We start from the raw sequence: 21,568 nt of genomic DNA, 5'->3' as shown, positions 1-21,568 counted from the left end.
AAAAAAAATAATGACTATTCTTTTAGAAATAGTCATTATAGAGTAAAATTTTGTGGGTTTGATTACTCAGAGTAACCTTTTCGTTTTTGTTTTGATTTTTATTTAACTCGTTGCCAAGTTTGCGTTCTTCCTACAAGAGAAATCCCGATAAAACCTCTTACGTCTAATTTATCATTTCCGTTAAGAGACATTTTTGCTTTGTATTCCTTTCCACTATTAGGATCAATGATTTTTCCTCCATTCCATTCTTTTCCGTCTTTTTTAAGACCAGAAAGAATTTGCATTCCTAAAATTGGTTTATTTTTTAATGCTCCTGAACAATCTGTACATTTTGCATCTTCTTTTCCTTTCGTTAAAATCTTAGTGACTTTACCATAAAGTTTTCCATCTTTCTCGAAAATCTCTACGTAAGACTTCGCCTGTTTTGTCTCATCATCAATTGTTTTCCAAGTTCCTATTGGTGATTGCGCATACATTAAAGATGTCAACATAAAGAATAATCCGAATAAAATTGATTTTTTCATATTTTTATCCTTTAAAATTTATTTCACTAAAATAACTATTTTTTAGTGTAAATAAAACACTATGCTTTATTTTTTATAAAAATAATCTCTTTTAAACATACAAATTCATTTATAACACTAATTACCAATCATTTAATTAAATAAATATTTTTAAATAAATAATTATAAATTTTATTCATAAAAGTCAAAATAGTGTATTATTATGCTTACATAGCAATAATAAAAACGAAGGCATTTTTATGGTTTTTGTCATTTTTTCGACAATTTCTTCTTCAAGAATAAAAAAATGAATACATTTGTCTACTATTTTTATAGAGTTTATAGATTGAAGAATGAATCAGCTTACGAAATACAGTTTACCATTTAGAAAACAAGAAGTAGAACCGTTGATAGAATCCATTATTTATGATGAGATTTTTCAACAACCAAATCCTTTGTATAAGAAAGAAGATTTACTCAATCAATTCAATTCTATCTTGTTAAAAATTGTTCCTGAGGAGAAATCGAATCAAATTAGTTTATATTTTTTTGAACAATTTGCACAACTTAGACAAGAATTAGAGGAACTAATTTTTGTTTTTTATGCAAATGATCCTGCATCTAAATCGGAAATTGAAATCATTTTAGCCTATCCTGGTTTTTTTGCAATTGCAATTCATCGTTTAGCACATATTCTCTACAATTTAAATACGCCTATTCTTCCTCGTTTTTTTTCCGAATATGCACATTCTAAAACTGGAATTGATATTCATCCTGGTGCTTCAATTGGAAAAAACTTTTATATCGATCATGGTACAGGAATTGTCATTGGAGAAACAACATTGATTGGTGATAATGTGAAAATTTACCAAGGCGTAACATTAGGAGCGTTTTATGTTTCGAAGAATTTGGCTAATAAAAAACGTCATCCAACAATAGAAAATAATGTCACAATTTATGCTGGAGCAACTATTTTGGGAGGAACAACAATTATTGGAAAAAATTCTGTAGTCGGCGGAAATGTTTGGATTACAGAAAGTATAGAAGAAGATTCTGTTGTCTATCAAGAGAATCAACCACAAATAAAAAAACAAAAAAAAGAACAACATATCAATTATATCATCTAAAACCTTACAACAATGATTTACAATAATGTATTAGAAACCATAGGAAATACACCAATTATTAAACTGAATAAATTATTTCCTAACCATAACGTTTATATTAAAGTAGAAAAACAAAATCCGGGTGGATCAATAAAAGATCGTATTGCTTTGGCAATGATTGAAGATGCTGAAAAAGCTGGAATTTTAAAACCTGGAGGAACAATTATAGAACCTACTTCGGGTAATACAGGAATTGGCTTATCATTTGTTGCGGCTGTAAAAGGTTACAAAATGATTATCACAATGCCAGAATCGATGTCAATTGAACGTCGTAAAATTATGGAAGCTTATGGTGCTGAATTTGTTTTAACTCCAAAAGAATTAGGAATGAAAGGCGCTATTGCAAAAGCACAAGAATTAGCCGAAACAATAGAAGGCGCTTGGGTTCCGCAACAATTTGAGAATAATTCGAATCCGACAGTCCATTACAATACAACAGCAAAAGAAATCCTTGAAGATTTTCCACAAGGAGTTGATTATTTAATTACAGGAGTTGGAACAGGCGGACATCTTTCTGGAATTGGAAAAGCATTAAAAGAAGTTAACTCTTCAACAAAAGTTATCGCTGTAGAACCAACAGATTCTCCTGTCATTTCAGGAGGAAATCCTGGTCCACACGCGATTCAAGGAATTGGAGCAGGATTTATTCCTACTAATTTAGATACTTCAATCGTTGATTCTTCTACTCAGATTACAAAAGAAGAAGCATTTGAATTTGCAAAAAAAGTGGCTAAAGTAGAAGGTATATTTGTCGGAATTTCTACAGGTGCTTCATTGGCTGCAGTTGCTAAAACTTTGAATGAAGTAGACAAAAACACGAAAATATTAACTGTCAACTACGATACTGGCGAACGCTATTTATCAGTAGAAGGTTTATTTTAAATACTATAAAAATTTTTAAACGAAAGGAGATATTGACAAAATGTCTCCTTTTTTTATTCAACAAAGTCAAAAAGTCAGTTTTTAGGTTTTATTTCTACTTTGGAATTTTTTTTGATGAAATACACCAAACAAAACCAATATAAAAAACTAAAAACCAATGGATTTTAATCAATTTACAATAAAGGGTCGTGAAGCGATTCAAGCAGCGCAGCAAATTGCAGTTGCACAAAAAAATCAAGCAATAGAACCAGCTCATATTTTAGGTGGAATGATAGATGTTGACGAAAACGTGTTATCATTAATCTTAGAAAAACAAGGTGTAAAAATGGATATGTTGAAACCTGAGTTGGATTTAGAAATCAATAAATATCCAAAAATAGAAGGTCAACAAGGAAATCATCTTTCCAATTCATCTAACCAAATTTTGCAATCTGCACAAGAAATTGCAAAAGAGATGAACGATGATTTTATCACCTTAGAGCATTTATTATTAGGTATAATCAAGAATGTATCGCCTGTAAGTCAATTATTAAAAAATAGAGGTGTAACATTCGACAACACAAAAAAATTAGTAACAGAATTGAGAAACGGAGAAAGAGTAACTTCTGAAAACGCGGAAGGAACATATAATTCATTAAACAAATACGCTAAAAACTTAACAGATTTAGCAAAAGAAGGAAAATTAGATCCTGTAATTGGACGTGATGAAGAAATTCGTCGTGTTTTACAAATTCTATCACGTCGTACAAAAAATAACCCAATCCTTATTGGTGAACCAGGTGTTGGTAAAACCGCTATAGCAGAAGGTTTAGCACATCGTATCATCAATGGAGATGTTCCTGAAAATCTTTTGAATAAACAAATTTTTTCATTGGATATGGGAGCTTTGGTTGCTGGTGCAAAATACAAAGGTGAGTTCGAAGAGCGTTTGAAAGCCGTTGTGAAAGAAGTAACCGCTTCGAATGGAGAAATTATTTTATTCATCGATGAGATTCACACGCTTGTTGGTGCTGGCGGTGGCGGAGAAGGCGCAATGGATGCAGCAAATATCCTAAAACCTGCTTTGGCTCGTGGCGAATTACGCTCGATTGGTGCTACTACTTTAAATGAATATCAAAAATATTTCGAAAAAGATAAAGCTTTAGAGCGTCGTTTCCAGAAAGTAATGGTTGAAGAACCAGATGAAGAATCTGCAATTTCTATTTTGCGTGGAATCAAAGATAAATACGAGCAACATCATAAAATTGGAATTAAAGACGAGGCAATTATTGCGGCTGTAAAATTATCAACACGTTATATTACAGATCGTTTTTTACCAGATAAGGCCATCGATTTGATGGACGAAGCAGCTTCTAAGTTGAGAATGGAAATGAATTCTAAACCAGAAGATTTAGATAAATTAGATCGTAGAATTATTCAGTTAGAAATCGAAATTGAAGCGATAAAACGCGAAAATGACGAGAAAAAATTGAATCTTTTAAAAGAAGAATTATCTAATCTTCAAGATGAAAGAAATCAATTGAATTCGAAATGGGAAGCGGAAAGAAATCGTGCCGATGAAGTTCAAGATTTAAGAAAATCTATCGAAAATATCAAATTCGAAATTGAGCGTGCAAAACGAGATTACGACTATGCAAAAGCTTCCAAATTAGAGTTTGAAGATTTAGTTAATGCAAAAAATAATTTAGAAGAAGCTGAACATAATCTAGAAGAAAATAAACAAAACAAACTAGTAAAAGAGTTTGTTGATGCAGATGATATTGCAGAAGTTGTATCAAAATGGACAGGAGTTCCGGCTCAGAAAATGATGCAATCTGATCGCGAAAAATTATTGAATTTAGAAAACGAATTACACAAACGTGTTTTAGGTCAAGAAGAAGCAATTATAGCAGTTTCTGATGCCATTCGTCGTTCTCGCGCAGGTCTTAGTGACGAAGGAAAACCAATTGGTTCGTTCTTATTCTTAGGTTCAACTGGTGTTGGGAAAACTGAGTTGGCAAAAGCCTTAGCTGAATTTTTATTCGATGATGAAAATGCAATGACTCGTATCGACATGTCCGAATATCAGGAGCGACATGCAGTTTCTCGCTTGGTTGGGGCACCTCCGGGTTACGTTGGTTACGACGAAGGTGGTCAGTTAACAGAAGCGGTTCGTCGCCGTCCTTATTCAGTTATTTTGTTGGACGAAATTGAGAAGGCACATCCAGATGTTTTCAATATTTTGTTACAAGTTTTGGATGACGGACGTTTGACAGACAACAAAGGTCGTGTGGTTAACTTTAAAAATACGATTATCATTATGACATCGAATTTTGGTTCTCATACGATTTTGGATAAATTCTCGAATATTGACGAAAATAATGTGGCGCAAGTTTATGATGAAACAAAAGATGTCGTTTTTGAGGAATTGAAACAAAACTTTAGACCAGAATTTTTGAATCGTATTGATGAAATTATTTTGTTCCGTCCGTTGAGCGAAAACCAAATTTCCGGAATCGTGAATATCTATTTAAGCGGAGTTGCGAAGAAATTAGCACAACGCGATATTACATTAGATATTACGCCAGAAGCTGTCGATTATTTAGCAAGAAAAGGTTACGATCCACAATTTGGAGCACGACCATTGAAACGAGTTATTCAACAAGATGTATTAAATGAACTTTCGAAAGAAATTTTAAAAGGAACAATAAATGATAATGATGCGGTTTTAATCGATTATTTCGAAGAAAAATCTGGAGATAATAAATTAGTTTTCAGAACTAATCAATAAGTATATTACGATTTTATTCATGTGTAAAAAAATCCGCTCGTTGAGCGGATTTTTTTATTTCTTCTTTTTATAAAGCGGAACAGTGCTACACGCTTCACCAAACATTAACGAACTTACAATTGGTTGTAAACGTTCAATTAACTGAATATAAGCCGAATCTGGAACTGGCTTGTGTGAACAACCTTTCACTATTATTTTTCCATCAACATAATCTTCGTAAGGCAAATGATCTACAATTTCTGTGTACAAAATCGTATCTAAATCTTGTAAGCTTCCGTGTACAATTCGTTTCGCAATTGGCGACAAATAGGTTGCGACCAACAAATAAGCCCAAGACGGAACAATCGCATCCGCAGTACACGTTAACGCTACATATTTATCTTGATATTGTGTCCAATCATGATTTTTCAGATTTTCTCTAAAATCCTTTTCTCTAAGAATCAATTCTTCATATAACCAATCTTTCAAGTCAAAAACAACACGATCTCCATCAGGATAATAATCTTGTAAATCAATTGTTACTAAACTACTATTGGCAACTTTATTTATAATTTCGTCTGACATTTTTCTTTGTTTGAAAGAGTAAATTTACGCAATAAAAAACATTGAAATCTACTCCACTTATAGATTTCTCCTATCTTTGTAAGAAGAAAAATGATTTCCATTGAAATACTATATCATTGCAGGTGAAGCTTCGGGCGATTTGCACGCATCGAACTTAATGAAAAAATTAAAATTAAAAGATCCACAAGCTGAATTCAGATTTTGGGGAGGAGATTTGATGCAAATGCAAGGCGGAACTTTAGTCAAACATTACAGAGATTTGGCGTTTATGGGTTTTGCTGAAGTTGTAATGAATTTAAGAACGATTTTAGGAAATATTTCGGTTGCTAAAAAAGACATCGAAACTTATCAGCCAGATGCAGTTATTTTAGTTGATTATCCTGGTTTTAATTTAAGAATTGCTGAATTTGTAAAAAGTCTTGGAATTAAAGTTTACTATTATATTTCACCACAAATTTGGGCTTGGAAAACTGGTCGAGTTCATAAAATCAAAAAAGTTGTCGACAAAATGTTTGTGATTCTTCCGTTCGAAGAAGAATTTTATCAACGTTACGATTACAAAGTAGATTTTGTTGGAAATCCATTATTGGATTCGTTGAATAATCTTCCGCCAATTGATGAACAACAATTTAGAAAAGACAATAATTTAGACGAAAGACCAATTATTGCTTTACTTCCTGGAAGTCGAACACAAGAAATTAAAGTCAAATTACCTTTAATGCTTTCTGTTGAAAAAGATTTTCCCGATTATCAATTTGTTGTGGCGGGTGCTCCATCTCAACCAATCGAAAATTATAAAAAAATTGCAGAAAATGATTTGAAAATTGTAGAGAATAAAACCTACGATTTATTGCGCGTTTCTCATGCAGCTTTGGTTACATCAGGAACAGCAACTTTAGAAACTGCTTTACTGAAAGTTCCAGAAGTTGTTTGCTACAAAGGAAATGCAATTTCGTACGAAATCGGAAAACGTGTTGTAAAAAACATTCGTTTTATTTCGTTGGTGAACTTGATTATGGATGAAGAAGTGGTGAAAGAGTTGATTCAATATGATTTAACTTACGAAAATATCAAACGAGAATTAGATTTAATTTTAAATTCTCCTAAACGAGAAAAAATCATGAAAAGCTATGAAGAATTGTATCATAAACTTGGTGGAATTGGCGCTTCAGAAAGAACCGCTTCACTAATTACTGAGGACTTAAAAAAATAATTAAAAAAAAGTAAAAGTTTGACGCAACCTTTTATTGTTTTTTAAATCTTGTAAGCTATAGATGTCATTCAGATCTAATTATTAAAATGTTTCAGGATTGACTTAATTAAAGTTTACACCTATTCTAACAAAGGTAATCCTCTTGATTTTCAAGGGGATTTCTTATTCTATATGTTAATTTCTTATTCTTTCACGCAACCTTTTCTAAAATCTATATCTTATTTTTATAACGATTAAAACTCATACAATGAAATTAATGAAAAGATTAAGCATGTTTGCTTTGATAGGTATTTTAGGTTTATCAACATTTAGTTGTTTAAATAATGATGACTCAGATTATATGAATTATGGTTTTTTAGCAACAACGGCAATTAATGTTCATGAAGACTCTATTCAGCCAGTAGGAAAAACTACAAATATTCGAGTAACGTACGAAAAAACAAATTCTTGTCAAAATTTTATTCAATTTAGCTCTTTACAAGGAAGTACAACTTTTAAACACAACATTGGTGTTTATGCAAGTCAAAGTAATGGAAACTGCACGCAAAATACTTCGTACGAAACAAAAACTTTGAAGTTTACACCTAAAGAAGCTGGTGAGTACACATTAAGATTTTGGACGGGAAATAAACCAAATTCAACTGAACCAATTTATGACTCAATTGTGTTAAATATCAAAGAAAAATAAAGTCCAATAAGTTTTGAATAGTGACTCTCTTGAAATTTTAATCAAGCAATGTCAAGAACAAAATAGAAAAGCTCAAGAAGAAATTTATGTTGAGTTTTCGCCTGTTTTGTTCTCGATCTGTCTTCGTTATGCCGAAAATTACGAAGATGCGCAAGATATTTTTCAAGAGGGTTTTATTCATATCTTCAATAAAATAAATCAATTCAAGTTCGAAGGATCTTTTGAAGGTTGGATGAAACGGATAATGGTAAATCTTAATTTAGAAAAACTAAAAAAGAAGAATAATTTACCTTTTGAAGATTTCGAAAATCTCATTATCACACAGGAAGATGACGACGAAGTTGAAGAAGATTTTGATTATCAACAGTTGTTAGAAGCCGTTCATAATCTTCCACCACAATATAGGCAAGTTTTTAACCTCTACGTTTTTGAAGAATATTCGCACCAAGAAATTGCAGAAATGCTGACCATTTCGGTTGGAACTTCAAAATCAAACTTATCAAGAGCACGAAATTTATTAAAACAAAAACTCAATCAATTAAAAACTGTCACAGAAGATGAACAAATTTGATCAACATATTAAAGATAAACTCTCGCAACCACAACTTCCTCCTTTGGATGCTTGGAAAAATATTCAAGAGAAATTAGACGAGAAAGAAAAGAAAAAACGCATCATTCCTTTATTTTATTGGATTGGTTCTACAGCAGCGTGTTTAGTTGCGGGAATTTCTATTTATTATTTTAATCAAAATGATGCGGTTAACGTTAATCATACTCCGACTAATGAAGTTGTAAAAACGAAATCGACTTCTAAAGAATCTATCAAAAAAGATTGGAATAATATTGAACATACAAATGAAAAGTCTTTTGATAATAAGATTGTTTCTTCTGTAAAAAAATCGACTGAATCAAATCAAAAAATAATTCAAAGTTCAAGTTCATATTTTGAAAATATAATTGGAGAATCAACTTTATTTTCGAATACAATTCCAAATCAAAAAGAAGATAAAACACTAGAATTATCTCAAAAGAATTCAACTCAAAAAGATAATTTTGTACAAAATAATTCTTCAATCAATCCAAAAAATGAAGTTTCTGAAAAAGAAACTAATCCTAAAATTTTAGAAGAAAAACCATTAGAATTAGTTCTTCAAGAAGAGGAAAAAAAGAAAGAGAAAGTAGAAATCAAACAGAAATCTCCACTTCTGACGATTTCTTCGTACATCAATCCAACAAAAGTGTTAGAATCAAAATCTATTTTAGCAAATGAATTTAATGATTACAACATCAAAAATAACATTACAGTTGCTTATGGCGCAAAAGTTTCTGTTCGATTAAATGATAAGATAAATGTTCGTTCGGGAATTGCAAAAGTTGAGTTGGAACAAAATACAACCAATATAAATTCGGGAATCAATACAGGTGTTTATGCACTTTCTGCAAGCATGCCAAAATCATCTAACAATATCACATATCATTCGAATATTCGAGTTGTAGGTGATAATATATCACATACAACAATGACAATGTTGTCTTCTGAAACAAATAATATGGAGCAAAAAGTGCATTATATCGAGATTCCGTTAGAAGTTGAATACAAATTAGCGAGTTTTGATAAATTTAATCTTCTTGCAACAGCTGGTGGAAGTTATTATGTAGTCACAAAAAATACGATTTCTTTGGCTGATGTTAACACAAGATCTCAATATAAATTGGGTGAGGCAAGCAACTTGAATGATATGAGTTATAGCGCGAATGCAGGTGTTAAATTAGAGTATAATTTATCGAATAAATCAAGCATTAACCTTGAACCAAACTATAGATATATGCTAAATCCATTGAAAAATGTTGACGCTAAAAACCCATCTTTATTAGGATTAAATTTAGGTTTTTCAATTAAGTTTTAACAAAAAAAGACGAAGATTATTCTTCGCCTTTGTTATTGTTTAATTTGATTACAATTGTGTTATTTTCTTCGGTCATTTCTACTTTAGCTTCCTCAAAAGTTGGCTCGCGCAAAATAGGATCCAAGTTTTTCGAAAAACCATAAGGTTCTTTACGAACGCCTAAAAAACTTTTGTCTAATTTTTTGTTATTGTTCGTATCCAAAAACACTTTTACCGCATAAAATGTTGGTTCAATATCTTTAAAAACCGTTTCATACTTGTCTATATCAGCAACTGGAACGTACAATTTCTTAAATGCATTTTGACCTTTTGTATAATTTTCTACATTTCTATAAAACTCTATAGCCAAATTTCCTTTCATTTTCTTAAGGTTTGTGATTGATAGTTTTACATCAATTTGAGCCATTGCCATTTGAGTAAAAAATAACACAATTAATATAAGAATCTTCTTCATTTTTTTATTTTTTTAATCAATTCATTTACAAATAATTAAAACCTACTATTTGTAAAAAAATTTATAAATTATTAGGATGAAAAAGTATCTCTTTTTTACCCTAACAATTTGTTTCTCAATCGGAATAATTTTATCCGAATTATTAATTCCTGCTACAAATTTACGAATTATATTTTTTTCATTAATTATTCTACTTTTTATCTCTTTGTTAAAAAATAATAATCGTCAAAATATAATCACTTTTTTAGGCATTTCGATGATTTTAGGCTATTATATTCATCAAAATTATAATAGACATTCAAAAATTGATTTCGAATCTGTTTCGAGAATTCATTTACTAAAAGTCGTTTATAGTTCTAATTCTACCGAAAAATATACCAATTACGTTGTAAAAGATATTGAAACGAATGAGCAAATTTTACTTCATATCAAACCTCAACAACAAATTTTATATCCCAATGATGAAATCATAATTTTAGGAGAAAAAAGAGAAATCCAAGAACCGTTAAATCCATATCAATTTGATTATAAACGTTTCTTAAACAGAAAACGAATTTATTCTCAAATCTTTACAAATGAAATTATTTCTATTCACAAAGAAGGAAATGGATTTCGAAATTGGGTTGCCAAATCGAAAGTCAAGATTCGAAAAGAACTAACAGAACAAGGTTATTCCCTTGAAAGTAGAGCGATTATTTCGTCTATGCTTTTGGGTGATAGAACAGAGCTTTCGCAAGAACTCAATCAAAGTTATGTAGCAACAGGAGTTGTGCATATTTTATCCATTTCTGGTTTACATGTGATGATGATTTACATGATTTTACAATTCGTTTTACAACCATTATTAAAGCTAAAACAAGGTCGAAAAATTAGAATAATTATTAGCTTAATATTTATCTGGATCTTTGCTTTTTATGTCGAATTACAACCGCCAGTTTTTCGTTCTGCGTTGATGATTACCATTTATTATATTAGCGAATTACTCAACCGACCAAAAAATATTTTTCACACACTTTCACTTTCTGCTTTTATCATTCTAGTTTTTCAACCTAATTATTTGTTTGATGTTGGCTTTCAATTGAGTTTTTCAGCGGTCTTTTTCATTGTTTGGCTCAATCCAATTTTTGAGTATTATTGGAAAGTTAAAAATAGTTTCCTGAAGAAAATCAAGATTATGATTGAAACAAGTTTATCTGCTCAATTAGGAACTTTACCAATTTCGGTCTTGTATTTTAATCAATTTTCAGGATTGTTTTTATTTGGAAATTTAGTCTTGATTCCTGCTTCCTTTTTTATGATTTGTGGCGGAATAATTAGTATTCTTCTCATCATTTTCGATCTTAATATTCCAATCTATACATGGATTTTCAATCATTTTATCTATTACTCAAATCAATATATTTATTGGTTAGCGAACTTCAAGTTTATTGCAAAAGATGTTTACATCAGTTTATTTACCGCAATTTTGATTGGCGTTATTTTATATGCATCAAAACCATTGTTCCTAAAAAAATCTAAACTAGCATTATTTGTTTGTTTAATTTCTTTATTTCTAATTCAAGTGGAACGATTTCACCAAATTAATCAACTCAATCATTCGAATGAATTAATCGTTTTTAATCAATACAAGAATAGTATTATCGGCATAAGAAATCAACGAAGTTTAAGCATTTTAAGTGAAAATCCTTTAGATGAAAAAACATATAATTTTACGATTAAACCATATAAAATCCACGAAAGAATAAAAGATGTTAGTTTCTACTCTTATGATTCAGACTTTAAACATCAACATTTTATCAAACATCCAAATTCTATTGAAACGAAGTCATTTAAGCTCTTATTAAATGAAGAACATTCTGATATTCCTTTTTATGTGTTAATTCATCAATCAAGGCTTTATCCTTTCGAAAATAATGAAAATTTAAAAAGGGTAATTGCTGATGCCAGCAACTACCCTTCTATTGTTACAGAACTCGAAAAAACTTCTGATTCTGTTTTATGGAAAACCTCTCAACAAGGTTATTTCTCGATTAAATTTTGATATCGTTTATGAAATCTGTTGAACTACGATAACCCAAAACGACTTTGTTGATATCTCCTTTTCCGTTCATCAAAACAGTTGCAGGATAACTCAATTGTCCGTTTGTAAAGGCATATGCCATATAATTCGCTTTAGCAGGCGCAATATATGTATACTGAATTCCCATAAATTTTACCATATCCTTTGTTTCTGCATCAAATTTTACCGCAATATAATTTTTGTTTACATAATCTGCGACTTTATTATCTGTAAAAGTTTCTTTGTCCAAACGCTTACAGAATCCACACCAAGTTGTATAAAAATTAATCAATACAGGTTTTTCTGGATGTGCTTTTATTTCCTTTGTTGCTTCGTCTAATGATAACCATTTAATTTCTTGTCCGAAAAGAAATGATGATAAAATTAGGGCAGCGATTGCTAAGCTTGATTTCATAAATTTCAATCTTTATTATTTAACTCCGTGCATCAATTTCTTCATAACTGGATTTAATGCGATAACGATTAAACCTGCTACAATTGGTACAATTGTAAAAATTAAGAAGAAAGTTGATAACGAATATTCTTTTGTAATATTTTCGATTTGACCTCCTAAAATGGCTGCCAATTTGTTACCAATTGCAATTGCAAGGTACCACATTCCGAACATAAATGCAATCATACGTGCTGGAACTAATTTTGATACGTACGAAAGTCCAACTGGAGATAAACAGAGCTCGCCCAATGTATGGAACAAATAAGCTAATACTAACCAGATGATAGAAACGCGAACGCCTTCTGAAATTCCGTAAGAACCGAAAGCTAAGAATCCGAATCCGATTGCCATAATGATTAATCCTAAACCATATTTTACAGAAGCTGATGGGTTGTATTTAGAATCCCAAACACGAGAAACTAATGAAGCTAATGCAATGATGAAGAAAGAGTTTAATGTAGAGAACCAAGAAACGGTAATTTCTACTTGAGAATCTTTAATCTCTGCTACTTTCGCAGGAACAACTTCAGATGGTTTGTTTTGATTTTTATATTCAGTATCTAATTTCACTAAACTTTCTGGAGAAACTAATACAAATTTATCTCCTTCTTTGTGAATGCTAATATCTGAACCTTTTGTTAAAGCGTCTTGAGAAGCTAAATTAATTGTTTCAGTAACAATTTTATCTGTAGAATTTGCAACATAAGAAGCCGTAACTGGTGTTTTATCAAAAACAGGTTGACCTTCTTCGTTCATCACTTGTTTACCAGAGTCGTCTAATTTAGCCGTTTCAATTGCTTGGTAAGAAACATCGTAAGAGTGAGAAGTCCAGTTATAGTTTAACATCCAAATTGCAGCAGCCCAAATTCCTAAGAAAGTAAACGCTAAAACAACATTAGATAAAGCCGCTTTTTTAAATGTTTGTTTTGCTAATAAAATCAATACATACGAGATGAACAATAATGGAACAACTGTTAATAATGTATTGAAAACGTTGAATGCCATTGCAGCACCTCCAATTAAGTTACGTTCTGTATTATCACGCGCAAAGATTACTAATGATGTAGCTCCTTGTTCGAAAGACATCCAGAAGAAGATAACGAAGAAAGCAAAAATAATTACCGCAATCATACGATCACGAACCACTTTTGTATAATTTGCCAAACGACGAATTACCACAAAGAAGAACAAGAATAATGCTACTAAAATAACGACATTTTGTCCTGATAATCCTCCGATAGAGAATGGGAATAAGTTAATTCCACCAATTGCATTTAACGGATCATTGAACGCATATCCTAATCCTAAAAGCGTCATAATAACGATCAATACTTGATCTAATACTGTAAAAGGATTTGGTTTTTCTCCTGGTTCGTATTTTGGTGTATCATCATCAGCAGTAATTTGATTTCCTGTTTTTGAAGGAACTTCACCAATATGCCCAAATAATGGTTTTGCTAACCAGAACTGTAATGTTCCTAATAACATGAAGATTCCAGCTAAACCGAATCCCCAGTGCCATCCTACTTTTTCTGCTAAGAATCCACATAACATCATTCCGAAGAATGCACCAGCGTTAACTCCCATGTAGAAAATTGTATAAGCACCATCCTTTTTCTCAGGAAAGTCTTTGTACATTTCTGATAAGATAGATGTCATATTTGGTTTAAAGAATCCTGTTCCGATAACCAAACACGCCAATCCTAAATATAAAAAGATAGGTGTATCAAAAGCCATGAATGCATGACCAAGAGTCATAATAATCGCACCAATTACAACTGCCCAACGATAACCTATGTATTTATCGGCAATAATACCTCCAAAGATGGGCGTAATGTATAATAACATTGCATATGTTCCATATAAAGCAGTTGCTTTTTCTATAGACCATTCCCAACCTGGATTTAACCCAATAACTGCAGCTGTTAAAAACTGAATTAATAAAACGCGCATTCCGTAGAATGAAAAACGCTCCCACATCTCTGTAAAGAAAAGCACGAACAATCCCGACGGGTGTCCTAATACTTTTGAATCAAAGAAATTTTCCGATTTTGAACTCATGTTTGTTTGTTAAAAGTATATCTTAAAAGTTATTTTACGTCTTGCATTAATTTACGAATAAATGGAGACAATACGATGACAATAACACCTGCAACTAAAGAATAAATTGCCAATTGTTGATAACCATCTGTGTAAGCCATTAATTTATCTGTTAAAGATGCAGTTGGACTTGGATCTGACATTCCAGCTCCTAAGATTCCTGCTAAATATTGCCCGTAAGCAGATGCTAAGAACCATAATCCCATCATCATTCCTCCTAAGTGTTTTGGAGATAATTTTGTTACCATTGATAATCCAATTGGTGATAAACACAACTCTGCAATTGTAACTGCAAAATATGCTAATGCAAATATTTCTAATGATGATAATCCATTTTCGTCAGCAAAAAATCTTAATGAATAGAAGATATAATAAGCCCCTGCTAACATCAAGAAGGCTAAACCAAATTTTACAACTGTGTTTGGCTCAATTTTCTTTTTCGCCATCCATAACCAAACTAATCCTAATAAAGGTGAGAAAATAATAACATACAATGAATTTGCACTATTATTTACAATGTTTGGATCTAATGGAACGCTAAATAAAGTTGAATGTAAGTTTTTGTTAGCAAACAAAGCTAAAGAACCTCCTGCTTGCTCAAAAATTGCAAAGAATAAAATAGAGAACGTAATCATGATAAAAGCAGCGATAAACTTACTTTTTTCTTTAGAACTTGGTATTTTATATAATTGAATTAAATAATAAATAATTGCCAATGGTCCTACAATAAACATAAACATATCTGTGTATGCTGTATTATGAATCATGATAAAAATTAAAGGAATACAAACCAATGCTCCTACATATACGGCTACTTCTCTAATTAATCTTTTCTTAGGATCCATTTTTTCAAGTGGAGAATCTCCAATTGGTCCCAGCTCGTTACGGATAAATAAGAATAAAACAACTCCAATTATCATTACGATACCAGCCGCTAAGAAAGCATAATTCCAACCAACTTGTTTACCTAAATAAACACAAACTATACCTCCTAAAAATGCACCTATATTAATCCCTGAATAAAATAAACCGAATCCGGCATCACGTCTTGGATCATCTGCTTTGTACAGTTCTCCAACCATCGAAGAAATATTTGGTTTGAAAAAACCTGTTCCAATAATACTTAATGTAATTCCGTAATAGAAAAATTGATGAGGATCTGTTGCAATTAATAAGTTTCCTGCAACCATTACCAACCCTCCGAAGATTAATGATTTTTTGAATCCTAAGATTCTATCTGCAAAAATACCTCCAATAAAAGTAAATGCATAAACAAAAGCTTGGATTGCTCCATATTTTAAATTTGATTCTGCATCCGTTAATCCCAACATATCTACCATAAAAATGGCAAGAACTCCTCTCATTCCATAGAAGCAGAAACGCTCCCACATTTCTACCATAAACAAATGCCAAAGCTGTTTTGGGTATTTCCCTTCAAAGTTTTGAATTTGCTCTAAAGTTAATTTTTGACTCATAATTTCTTTAACTAAGCGCTAATATATCATTTAGATTTTATTAGCAATCAACGAAAATAAAAAAAACCTCCGACAATGCAGAGGTTTTTTTTGTTTAATGTATGATTTTTGTCAATTTGAATAATGTTTCATCTTATTCATTGGCGTATTCTAATAAATACAGCTTTTTTCTTACAAATTCTTCTTGATAAAATTTGTCATTTTACGATATAACTGAATTCTTGTGTTTCCACCATAAATCCCGTGATCTTTATCGGTATAGATTGCCATATCAAAATCTTTGTTCGCTTGTACCAACGCTTCCGACAATTCGAATGTGTTTTGTGGATGTACATTATCATCAGCAGAACCAGAAATTAATAAGAAATTACCTTTCAAGTCGTTTGCATAATTAATCGGTGAATTATCGTCATAACCAGCAGCATTCTCTTCTGGTGTACGCATAAAACGCTCTGTATAAACAGAATCATAATAACGCCAATTCGTTACAGGAGCAACTGCAATTGCCGCTTTGAACACATCATTCCCTTTGAATAATACATTCGAAGCCATGAATCCTCCATAAGACCAACCCCAAATTCCGATACGAGATTTGTCCACATAAGGTAAATTACCAATCTCTTTTGCTGCTGCAATTTGATCTTCTACCTCATATTTCCCTAATTGCAAATACGTTTGTTTCTTGAAAGCTTCTCCTTTATATCCCGTTCCTCGACCGTCAACACAGAAAACGATGTAACCTTCTTGTGCCAACATCATGTGCCAATAATCATTCGAGTTGAAATACGCATTGTTTACATTCTGAGAACCCGGTCCAGAATATTGATACATCAAAACTGGGTATTTTTTAGTTGGATCAAAGTTCTTTGGTTTGATTACATAAGCATTCAACTCATTTCCAGCCGCAGTTTTCAACACAAATAATTCTTTTGTTCCAATATTATCTGTATTCAATTTATCTTTTAAAGAAGTATTCTCAACAATAACACCCAAATCTTTACCAGATTTAGATTCTACTAAACTAATTGTTTTTGGAGTCGTTGTATTCGAAAAAGTATTAATGAAATAAGTAAAATTCTTACTGAAAGCAGCCGAATTTGTTCCATTATTTTTCGTCAACATTGTAGTTTTCTTACCATCTAAACTAACCGAAGAAATTTGTCTTTCTGTCGAAATACGTTTTCCATTATTCGAGTTAGATTGATAATAAAGTGTTTTATTACCAGGATTATACCCATAGTAATTCGTTACCTCCCAATCTCCTTTCGTCACTTGGTTAATTAGCTTTCCGTTATCTGCATAATGGTAAATATGGTTATTTCCATCGCGCTCAGAAGTCCATAAGAACGAATTATCTGCTAAAAACTCTAACGTTAAATTATCCGTTTCTATCCACGCTTTATTTGTTTCAGTAAATAATTTATTTACTTTTTTCGTGTTGATATCATAAAACGAAACATCTACATTATTTTGATGACGGTTAGACGTTACAACCGTTAATAAATTCGCTTTTGTAGAGAACTTAATTTTAGGAATATAATAATTCTGAACTCCGCCTAAATTAACATTTGCAGTTGAGTTATTCTTCGTATCAAAAACATGTAACGAAACTTCCGAATTATCTTGCCCTGCCTTTGGATATTTGTAACGTAATTCTTGTGGATAAAGATTGTTGTGGTAAATCGGAATATTAATTTCTTTCACTTTCGATTCGTCAAAACGAACATAAGCCAAAGACGTTCCATCAGCATTCCAATCAAAATTTCTTACGAAACCAAATTCTTCTTCATAAACCCAATCATTAATCCCGTTGATAATATTATTCTTTTTACCATCAGTCGTAACTTGCGTTACCTTGTTCGATTTTAAGTCTTGAATGTATAAATTATTCTCAAAAGCAAAAGCTACCTTAGAAGCATCTGGCGAAAACAAAGGCTCTTGAATTCCTTTTCCATCAAATAACAATACTTTCGATTTTGTTTGCGTATCATACACCTCAAACTTTGCTGTAAACGAATGACGATAAATTTGGTGCGAATTAGTTTGCAATAAAACGTAACGCTCATCAGAACTAAATTCATAACCTTCAAACTTTCCTGGAACGACAACAATATCAGAAGTCTGCCCTTTTTTCAATGTCGATTCGTACGAACGTTTTACCAATCCGTCTTTTGTCAGAATAGTATAATTTTCTCCATCGTTCAATGAGTTCACACCGTACAATGAATTTTCGCGGTATTTTCCGCCATATATCCCTTCAATGGTTATTTGTTGTGCATAAGAATAAGCGCCCATCGCAAGGACAGCCAAACTTAAAATAAATTTTTTCATATTAATTTTCTAATCATGTGAGTTCAAACAATCAAATATAAACAATTCTATTTTCTCAAATAACACATTTCCTCGAATAATCCATTATAATCGTTCATATAAACGAAAAACTCTTCACTATTTTATATTTTAAACAATTTACAGATAATCGTATTTCATCATTCTTATCAAAATATTTAAATTAATCAAATATTTGTAATATAATCATTTAAACAATACAAATCACATTTTCCGCAAAAAGTGACCACAAGTGCCCGGTTTTGTCCACTTCTGTCCTCCAATATTTTTATCAACAATACATTTTTGTTAATTGAAACTCCTATACAAACCTTTGTGTATCTATGTTTCACATCATCTCGAAAAATAGCTCATTTTACTCTTGTTCGACCATCCTTCGACGAACTTGCGGAAAAATGCACCTTTGCGAGGACAATGGTCGAAGAACTGTCGAAGAAAACACGAATAAACTCTATAGAGAGTTATAAAAAAAATAATAACGTTGCAGTAAAAAATTAGTACGAAAGAAAAATAATTTTGTCTGATATGAATACCTTCACTCAACGATTAAATGCTTCTTTCAGAGCATTTTAAATTACAAACTTGTTTGTTCAAAACTGCACTCTCACGCAATCAGTGTTTTAACCTAAAAATCTTTGGTGTATAATAATGATTATGTTAAGTTGGCTTACATTTTTAAATAATTAGAAAATTATCCATTTTTAAATAATTATACAGATATTTTTTCTATTTTTTTATTGACTGTTTTTTTAAAAAAAATATATACATAACTTGTTATAACCTAATGGTTAGGTGAATTTAAAAATCAATTTTAAAATTTATTACTATGAAAAATTTATTTTTTACTTTATTTCTATCATTTGGAAGCCTTGCGTTTGCTTCAAATGGAATAGATAACAATCAAGTAACAGTTTCTTCAAATTTAAATGAAACTACTGAAACTATTACTGAGTGCAATATGCAAACAACACAGGATTCTGATGGAGATACCGTTACAGTTACATGTTGTAGAACTACTTATTCAGAAGCATTTAACTGTGCTGCTGATAAATTAAGAAAAGCTGTAGAAGAAGTTGCTCCAGTTGAATAAAATCACAAATTTCCACCCCCTTTTTTAAAGGGGGTTTAATTTAAATTAAAATGACTAAAACTTTATATTTATTAATAATATTTTTTATTACACAACACTCTTACGCACAAAAAATAAAATTTTCATATAATAACATTGAGACAATTTTAGAATACGATTTATTAATAGATGAAATTTCAAACACTTCTCAATGGAAATTAACTAAAAATGCTAAAGGAGAAGAAGTGATTAATTTTGATTCTAATAATTTATTTTTTAGAAATAATGATATTTATTATTTAAGTGATAAAACATTAAAAAGAAGATTTCTAGTTAAAGATATTCCTGTGTTTAATTGGAGTTTTGATGATAAAATGAAAGTGAATATATTAGGTTATACTTGCAATGTAGCAAGTGTTATTTATAGAGGTAGAAAATTTAATGCCTATTACACTACTCAAATACCTTTGAAATTTGGCCCATGGAAATTTAATGGATTAAATGGATTAATATTAAAAGTTGAAAGTGATGATGGACTATATAAATTTGAAGCAACAAATATTGATTTAAATTATTTTAATGATAATTTATCAAAATCTTTTAAGTCTATAGATAAATATACATTTAATAGTTGGGATGAATTTACTAAATTATATTTATCTGATCTTGAAAAATATATTGAAGATCAAAAATGTAATTGTGATACTGATGGTAGAAATGAATTGAAAATTTCTCGAATTGAAAAAATCCACCCTGAGTTACATGACTTAGGAGTAGTTTTTTAAATATATGTACCATGAAATTATATAGAAAATTTATTTTTATCTATCTATTTAGTATTTCAATTTATACATTTTCTCAATCAAATGATCAAATTGAAATACTTTATTCTGAGAGAGTTTTTTGGGAAATAAAAGATTCTTCTAAATATTCTAAAGAACAGTTGATAAGTTTAAAAAATACAATGTTAGAGAAAAGATTTTTTAATTTAAAAGCTAACAGAACTGAATCCTTATATAACTCTGTTCCAAAAATAAACAATAGTCAATCAAATAGTTTTCATAACTCTTTTCATAGTTCTGAAAACTACATATATAAAAATTTAGATGATAATTTTTATATTATAGAAGAGACATATCCTAAACTTTTTTTTATAAAAGATTATTTACAAAATTTAAATTGGAGTATCAATAAAGAAACTAAATCATATAAAGATTATATTATTAAGTCTGCTTATTGTGAATTTAATGGGTATAAAATACTTGCTTGGTATAATGAAGACATTAGCATACCTACAGGACCTAAGTATTTAGGAGGTCTCCCTGGTATTATTCTAATTGTAGAGATGGAACACATAAAAACAGGAGAAAAAACACAGATATTAGCTGAGAAGATATCTTTTTCAAACACTAATAAGATAATAAAACCTAATAATTTCAAAGAAAATAAGGCTATTTCAAAAGAAAAATATGATGAAATATTAAAAAAGCACATTCAAAAAGAAAATGATTTTTTTAATATAAGCGTAGATAAATAGAATTAATTTTAAATGTATTTTGATGTAATTATTTATATTCTATAACACCTTTTATGTTAAGTAAAAGGTGTTTTTTATATTTTAGAATATCAATTTTCAAGTGGATATTTTCTTCAAAAAGTTATAGTACAATAACTAATTCTGTAATCTTCCCTAAAAACCGGACCGTTTAAAAATATAGTTTATTAACTTAGGGATAATTATGAAACAAAGCAATTTTACAGAAGTTCAGATCGTCAAGATCTTATCAGAACAAAATCAAGGCAAAACAGTCAATGAAATTTGTCGTGAACATGGAATAAGCCAACCCACTTTTTATAAATGGAAGAGTAAATATGGCGGAATGGAAGCCCATCAATTAGCTCAATTAAAGGAACT

The 21,568-nt window shown here is 30.6% G+C and carries 19 protein-coding genes; 12 read left to right on the top strand and 7 right to left on the bottom strand.

Annotation, left to right across the window (positions count from 1 at the left end; translation table 11 throughout):
• Positions 1–98: 98 nt before the first annotated feature.
• The gene (locus G0Q09_RS03725) at positions 99–524 is read right to left on the bottom strand and encodes a DUF2147 domain-containing protein (protein WP_038333244.1); all 426 of its coding nucleotides are present in this window, start codon (positions 522–524) and stop codon (positions 99–101) included.
• Between the two features lie 332 nt (positions 525–856).
• Between G0Q09_RS03725 and epsC the strand changes: the two genes are divergently transcribed.
• The 3 genes from epsC to clpB all read left to right on the top strand — a co-directional run bounded on the left by epsC (position 857) and on the right by clpB (position 5,321).
• Positions 857–1,630 (top strand): serine O-acetyltransferase EpsC, encoded by a 774-nt coding sequence (gene epsC, locus G0Q09_RS03720; RefSeq protein WP_125348924.1) that lies wholly within the window; start codon positions 857–859, stop codon positions 1,628–1,630.
• Positions 1,631–1,642: 12 nt separating this feature from the next.
• Complete coding sequence (gene cysK, locus G0Q09_RS03715; protein WP_038333247.1) at positions 1,643–2,551, top strand: cysteine synthase A; 909 nt, start codon at positions 1,643–1,645, stop codon at positions 2,549–2,551.
• A gap of 157 nt (positions 2,552–2,708) precedes the next feature.
• On the top strand, positions 2,709–5,321 hold the full coding sequence (clpB, locus tag G0Q09_RS03710; RefSeq protein WP_219034015.1) for an ATP-dependent chaperone ClpB: 2,613 nt from the start codon (positions 2,709–2,711) through the stop codon (positions 5,319–5,321).
• A 54-nt stretch (positions 5,322–5,375) separates the two neighbouring features.
• On the opposite strand, the gene G0Q09_RS03705 is transcribed toward clpB, so the two are convergent.
• Positions 5,376–5,885, bottom strand: coding sequence for a DUF2480 family protein (locus tag G0Q09_RS03705; protein ID WP_038333255.1), 510 nt, complete (start codon positions 5,883–5,885; stop codon positions 5,376–5,378).
• 100 nt (positions 5,886–5,985) lie between these two features.
• Between G0Q09_RS03705 and lpxB the strand changes: the two genes are divergently transcribed.
• The 4 genes from lpxB to G0Q09_RS03685 all read left to right on the top strand — a co-directional run bounded on the left by lpxB (position 5,986) and on the right by G0Q09_RS03685 (position 9,693).
• Positions 5,986–7,098, top strand: coding sequence for a lipid-A-disaccharide synthase (lpxB, locus tag G0Q09_RS03700; protein WP_219034014.1), 1,113 nt, complete (start codon positions 5,986–5,988; stop codon positions 7,096–7,098).
• A 247-nt stretch (positions 7,099–7,345) separates the two neighbouring features.
• On the top strand, positions 7,346–7,786 hold the full coding sequence (locus G0Q09_RS03695) for a hypothetical protein (RefSeq protein WP_219034013.1): 441 nt from the start codon (positions 7,346–7,348) through the stop codon (positions 7,784–7,786).
• Positions 7,787–7,799: 13 nt separating this feature from the next.
• Complete coding sequence (locus tag G0Q09_RS03690; protein ID WP_038333274.1) at positions 7,800–8,357, top strand: RNA polymerase sigma factor; 558 nt, start codon at positions 7,800–7,802, stop codon at positions 8,355–8,357.
• Positions 8,344–9,693: an outer membrane beta-barrel protein gene (locus tag G0Q09_RS03685; protein ID WP_219034012.1), complete on the top strand. Its 1,350-nt coding sequence runs from the start codon at positions 8,344–8,346 to the stop codon at positions 9,691–9,693. The genes G0Q09_RS03690 and G0Q09_RS03685 overlap by 14 nt, the downstream gene beginning before the upstream one ends.
• Before the next feature lie 16 nt (positions 9,694–9,709).
• On the opposite strand, the gene G0Q09_RS03680 is transcribed toward G0Q09_RS03685, so the two are convergent.
• Positions 9,710–10,147 carry a DUF2141 domain-containing protein gene (locus tag G0Q09_RS03680; RefSeq protein ID WP_257468052.1) on the bottom strand — a complete coding sequence of 146 codons (438 nt, stop codon included), beginning with the start codon at positions 10,145–10,147 and terminating at the stop codon, positions 9,710–9,712.
• 76 nt (positions 10,148–10,223) lie between these two features.
• On the opposite strand from G0Q09_RS03680, the gene G0Q09_RS03675 reads away from it, so the two are divergent.
• Positions 10,224–12,188 carry a ComEC/Rec2 family competence protein gene (locus G0Q09_RS03675; RefSeq protein WP_219034011.1) on the top strand — a complete coding sequence of 655 codons (1,965 nt, stop codon included), beginning with the start codon at positions 10,224–10,226 and terminating at the stop codon, positions 12,186–12,188.
• Here the strand turns inward: G0Q09_RS03675 and G0Q09_RS03670 are convergent.
• From G0Q09_RS03670 to G0Q09_RS03655, 4 genes are all read right to left on the bottom strand, one after another.
• Entirely contained in the window at positions 12,178–12,621 is a 444-nt protein-coding gene (locus G0Q09_RS03670; protein ID WP_125348917.1) for a thioredoxin family protein, read from the bottom strand. The genes G0Q09_RS03675 and G0Q09_RS03670 overlap by 11 nt on opposite strands.
• Before the next feature lie 15 nt (positions 12,622–12,636).
• On the bottom strand, positions 12,637–14,721 hold the full coding sequence (locus G0Q09_RS03665) for a peptide MFS transporter (protein ID WP_219034010.1): 2,085 nt from the start codon (positions 14,719–14,721) through the stop codon (positions 12,637–12,639).
• Between the two features lie 29 nt (positions 14,722–14,750).
• On the bottom strand, positions 14,751–16,235 hold the full coding sequence (locus G0Q09_RS03660; RefSeq protein ID WP_219034009.1) for a peptide MFS transporter: 1,485 nt from the start codon (positions 16,233–16,235) through the stop codon (positions 14,751–14,753).
• Positions 16,236–16,406: 171 nt separating this feature from the next.
• Positions 16,407–18,566 (bottom strand): S9 family peptidase, encoded by a 2,160-nt coding sequence (locus G0Q09_RS03655; protein WP_219034008.1) that lies wholly within the window; start codon positions 18,564–18,566, stop codon positions 16,407–16,409.
• An 844-nt stretch (positions 18,567–19,410) separates the two neighbouring features.
• Between G0Q09_RS03655 and G0Q09_RS03650 the strand changes: the two genes are divergently transcribed.
• The 4 genes from G0Q09_RS03650 to G0Q09_RS15170 form a co-directional block, all read left to right on the top strand.
• A complete protein-coding gene (locus G0Q09_RS03650) occupies positions 19,411–19,674 on the top strand; it encodes a hypothetical protein (protein ID WP_219034007.1) in 264 nt (87 codons plus the stop codon).
• Positions 19,675–19,724: 50 nt separating this feature from the next.
• Positions 19,725–20,438, top strand: a complete 714-nt coding sequence (locus G0Q09_RS03645; protein ID WP_219034006.1) for a GLPGLI family protein — start codon at positions 19,725–19,727, stop codon at positions 20,436–20,438.
• A gap of 11 nt (positions 20,439–20,449) precedes the next feature.
• Positions 20,450–21,190: a GLPGLI family protein gene (locus G0Q09_RS03640; protein ID WP_219034005.1), complete on the top strand. Its 741-nt coding sequence runs from the start codon at positions 20,450–20,452 to the stop codon at positions 21,188–21,190.
• A gap of 202 nt (positions 21,191–21,392) precedes the next feature.
• On the top strand, positions 21,393–21,568 hold a 176-nt coding region (locus G0Q09_RS15170; protein ID WP_219034065.1), incomplete at its 3' end, for a transposase.

It is taken from the genome of Empedobacter falsenii (assembly GCF_019308355.1).
In the GTDB taxonomy this organism is placed as follows: Bacteria; Bacteroidota; Bacteroidia; order Flavobacteriales; family Weeksellaceae; genus Empedobacter; species Empedobacter falsenii_B.
The sequence above is the reverse complement of the archived record's forward strand: the minus strand, read 5'-3'. Positions and strand labels throughout refer to the sequence as shown.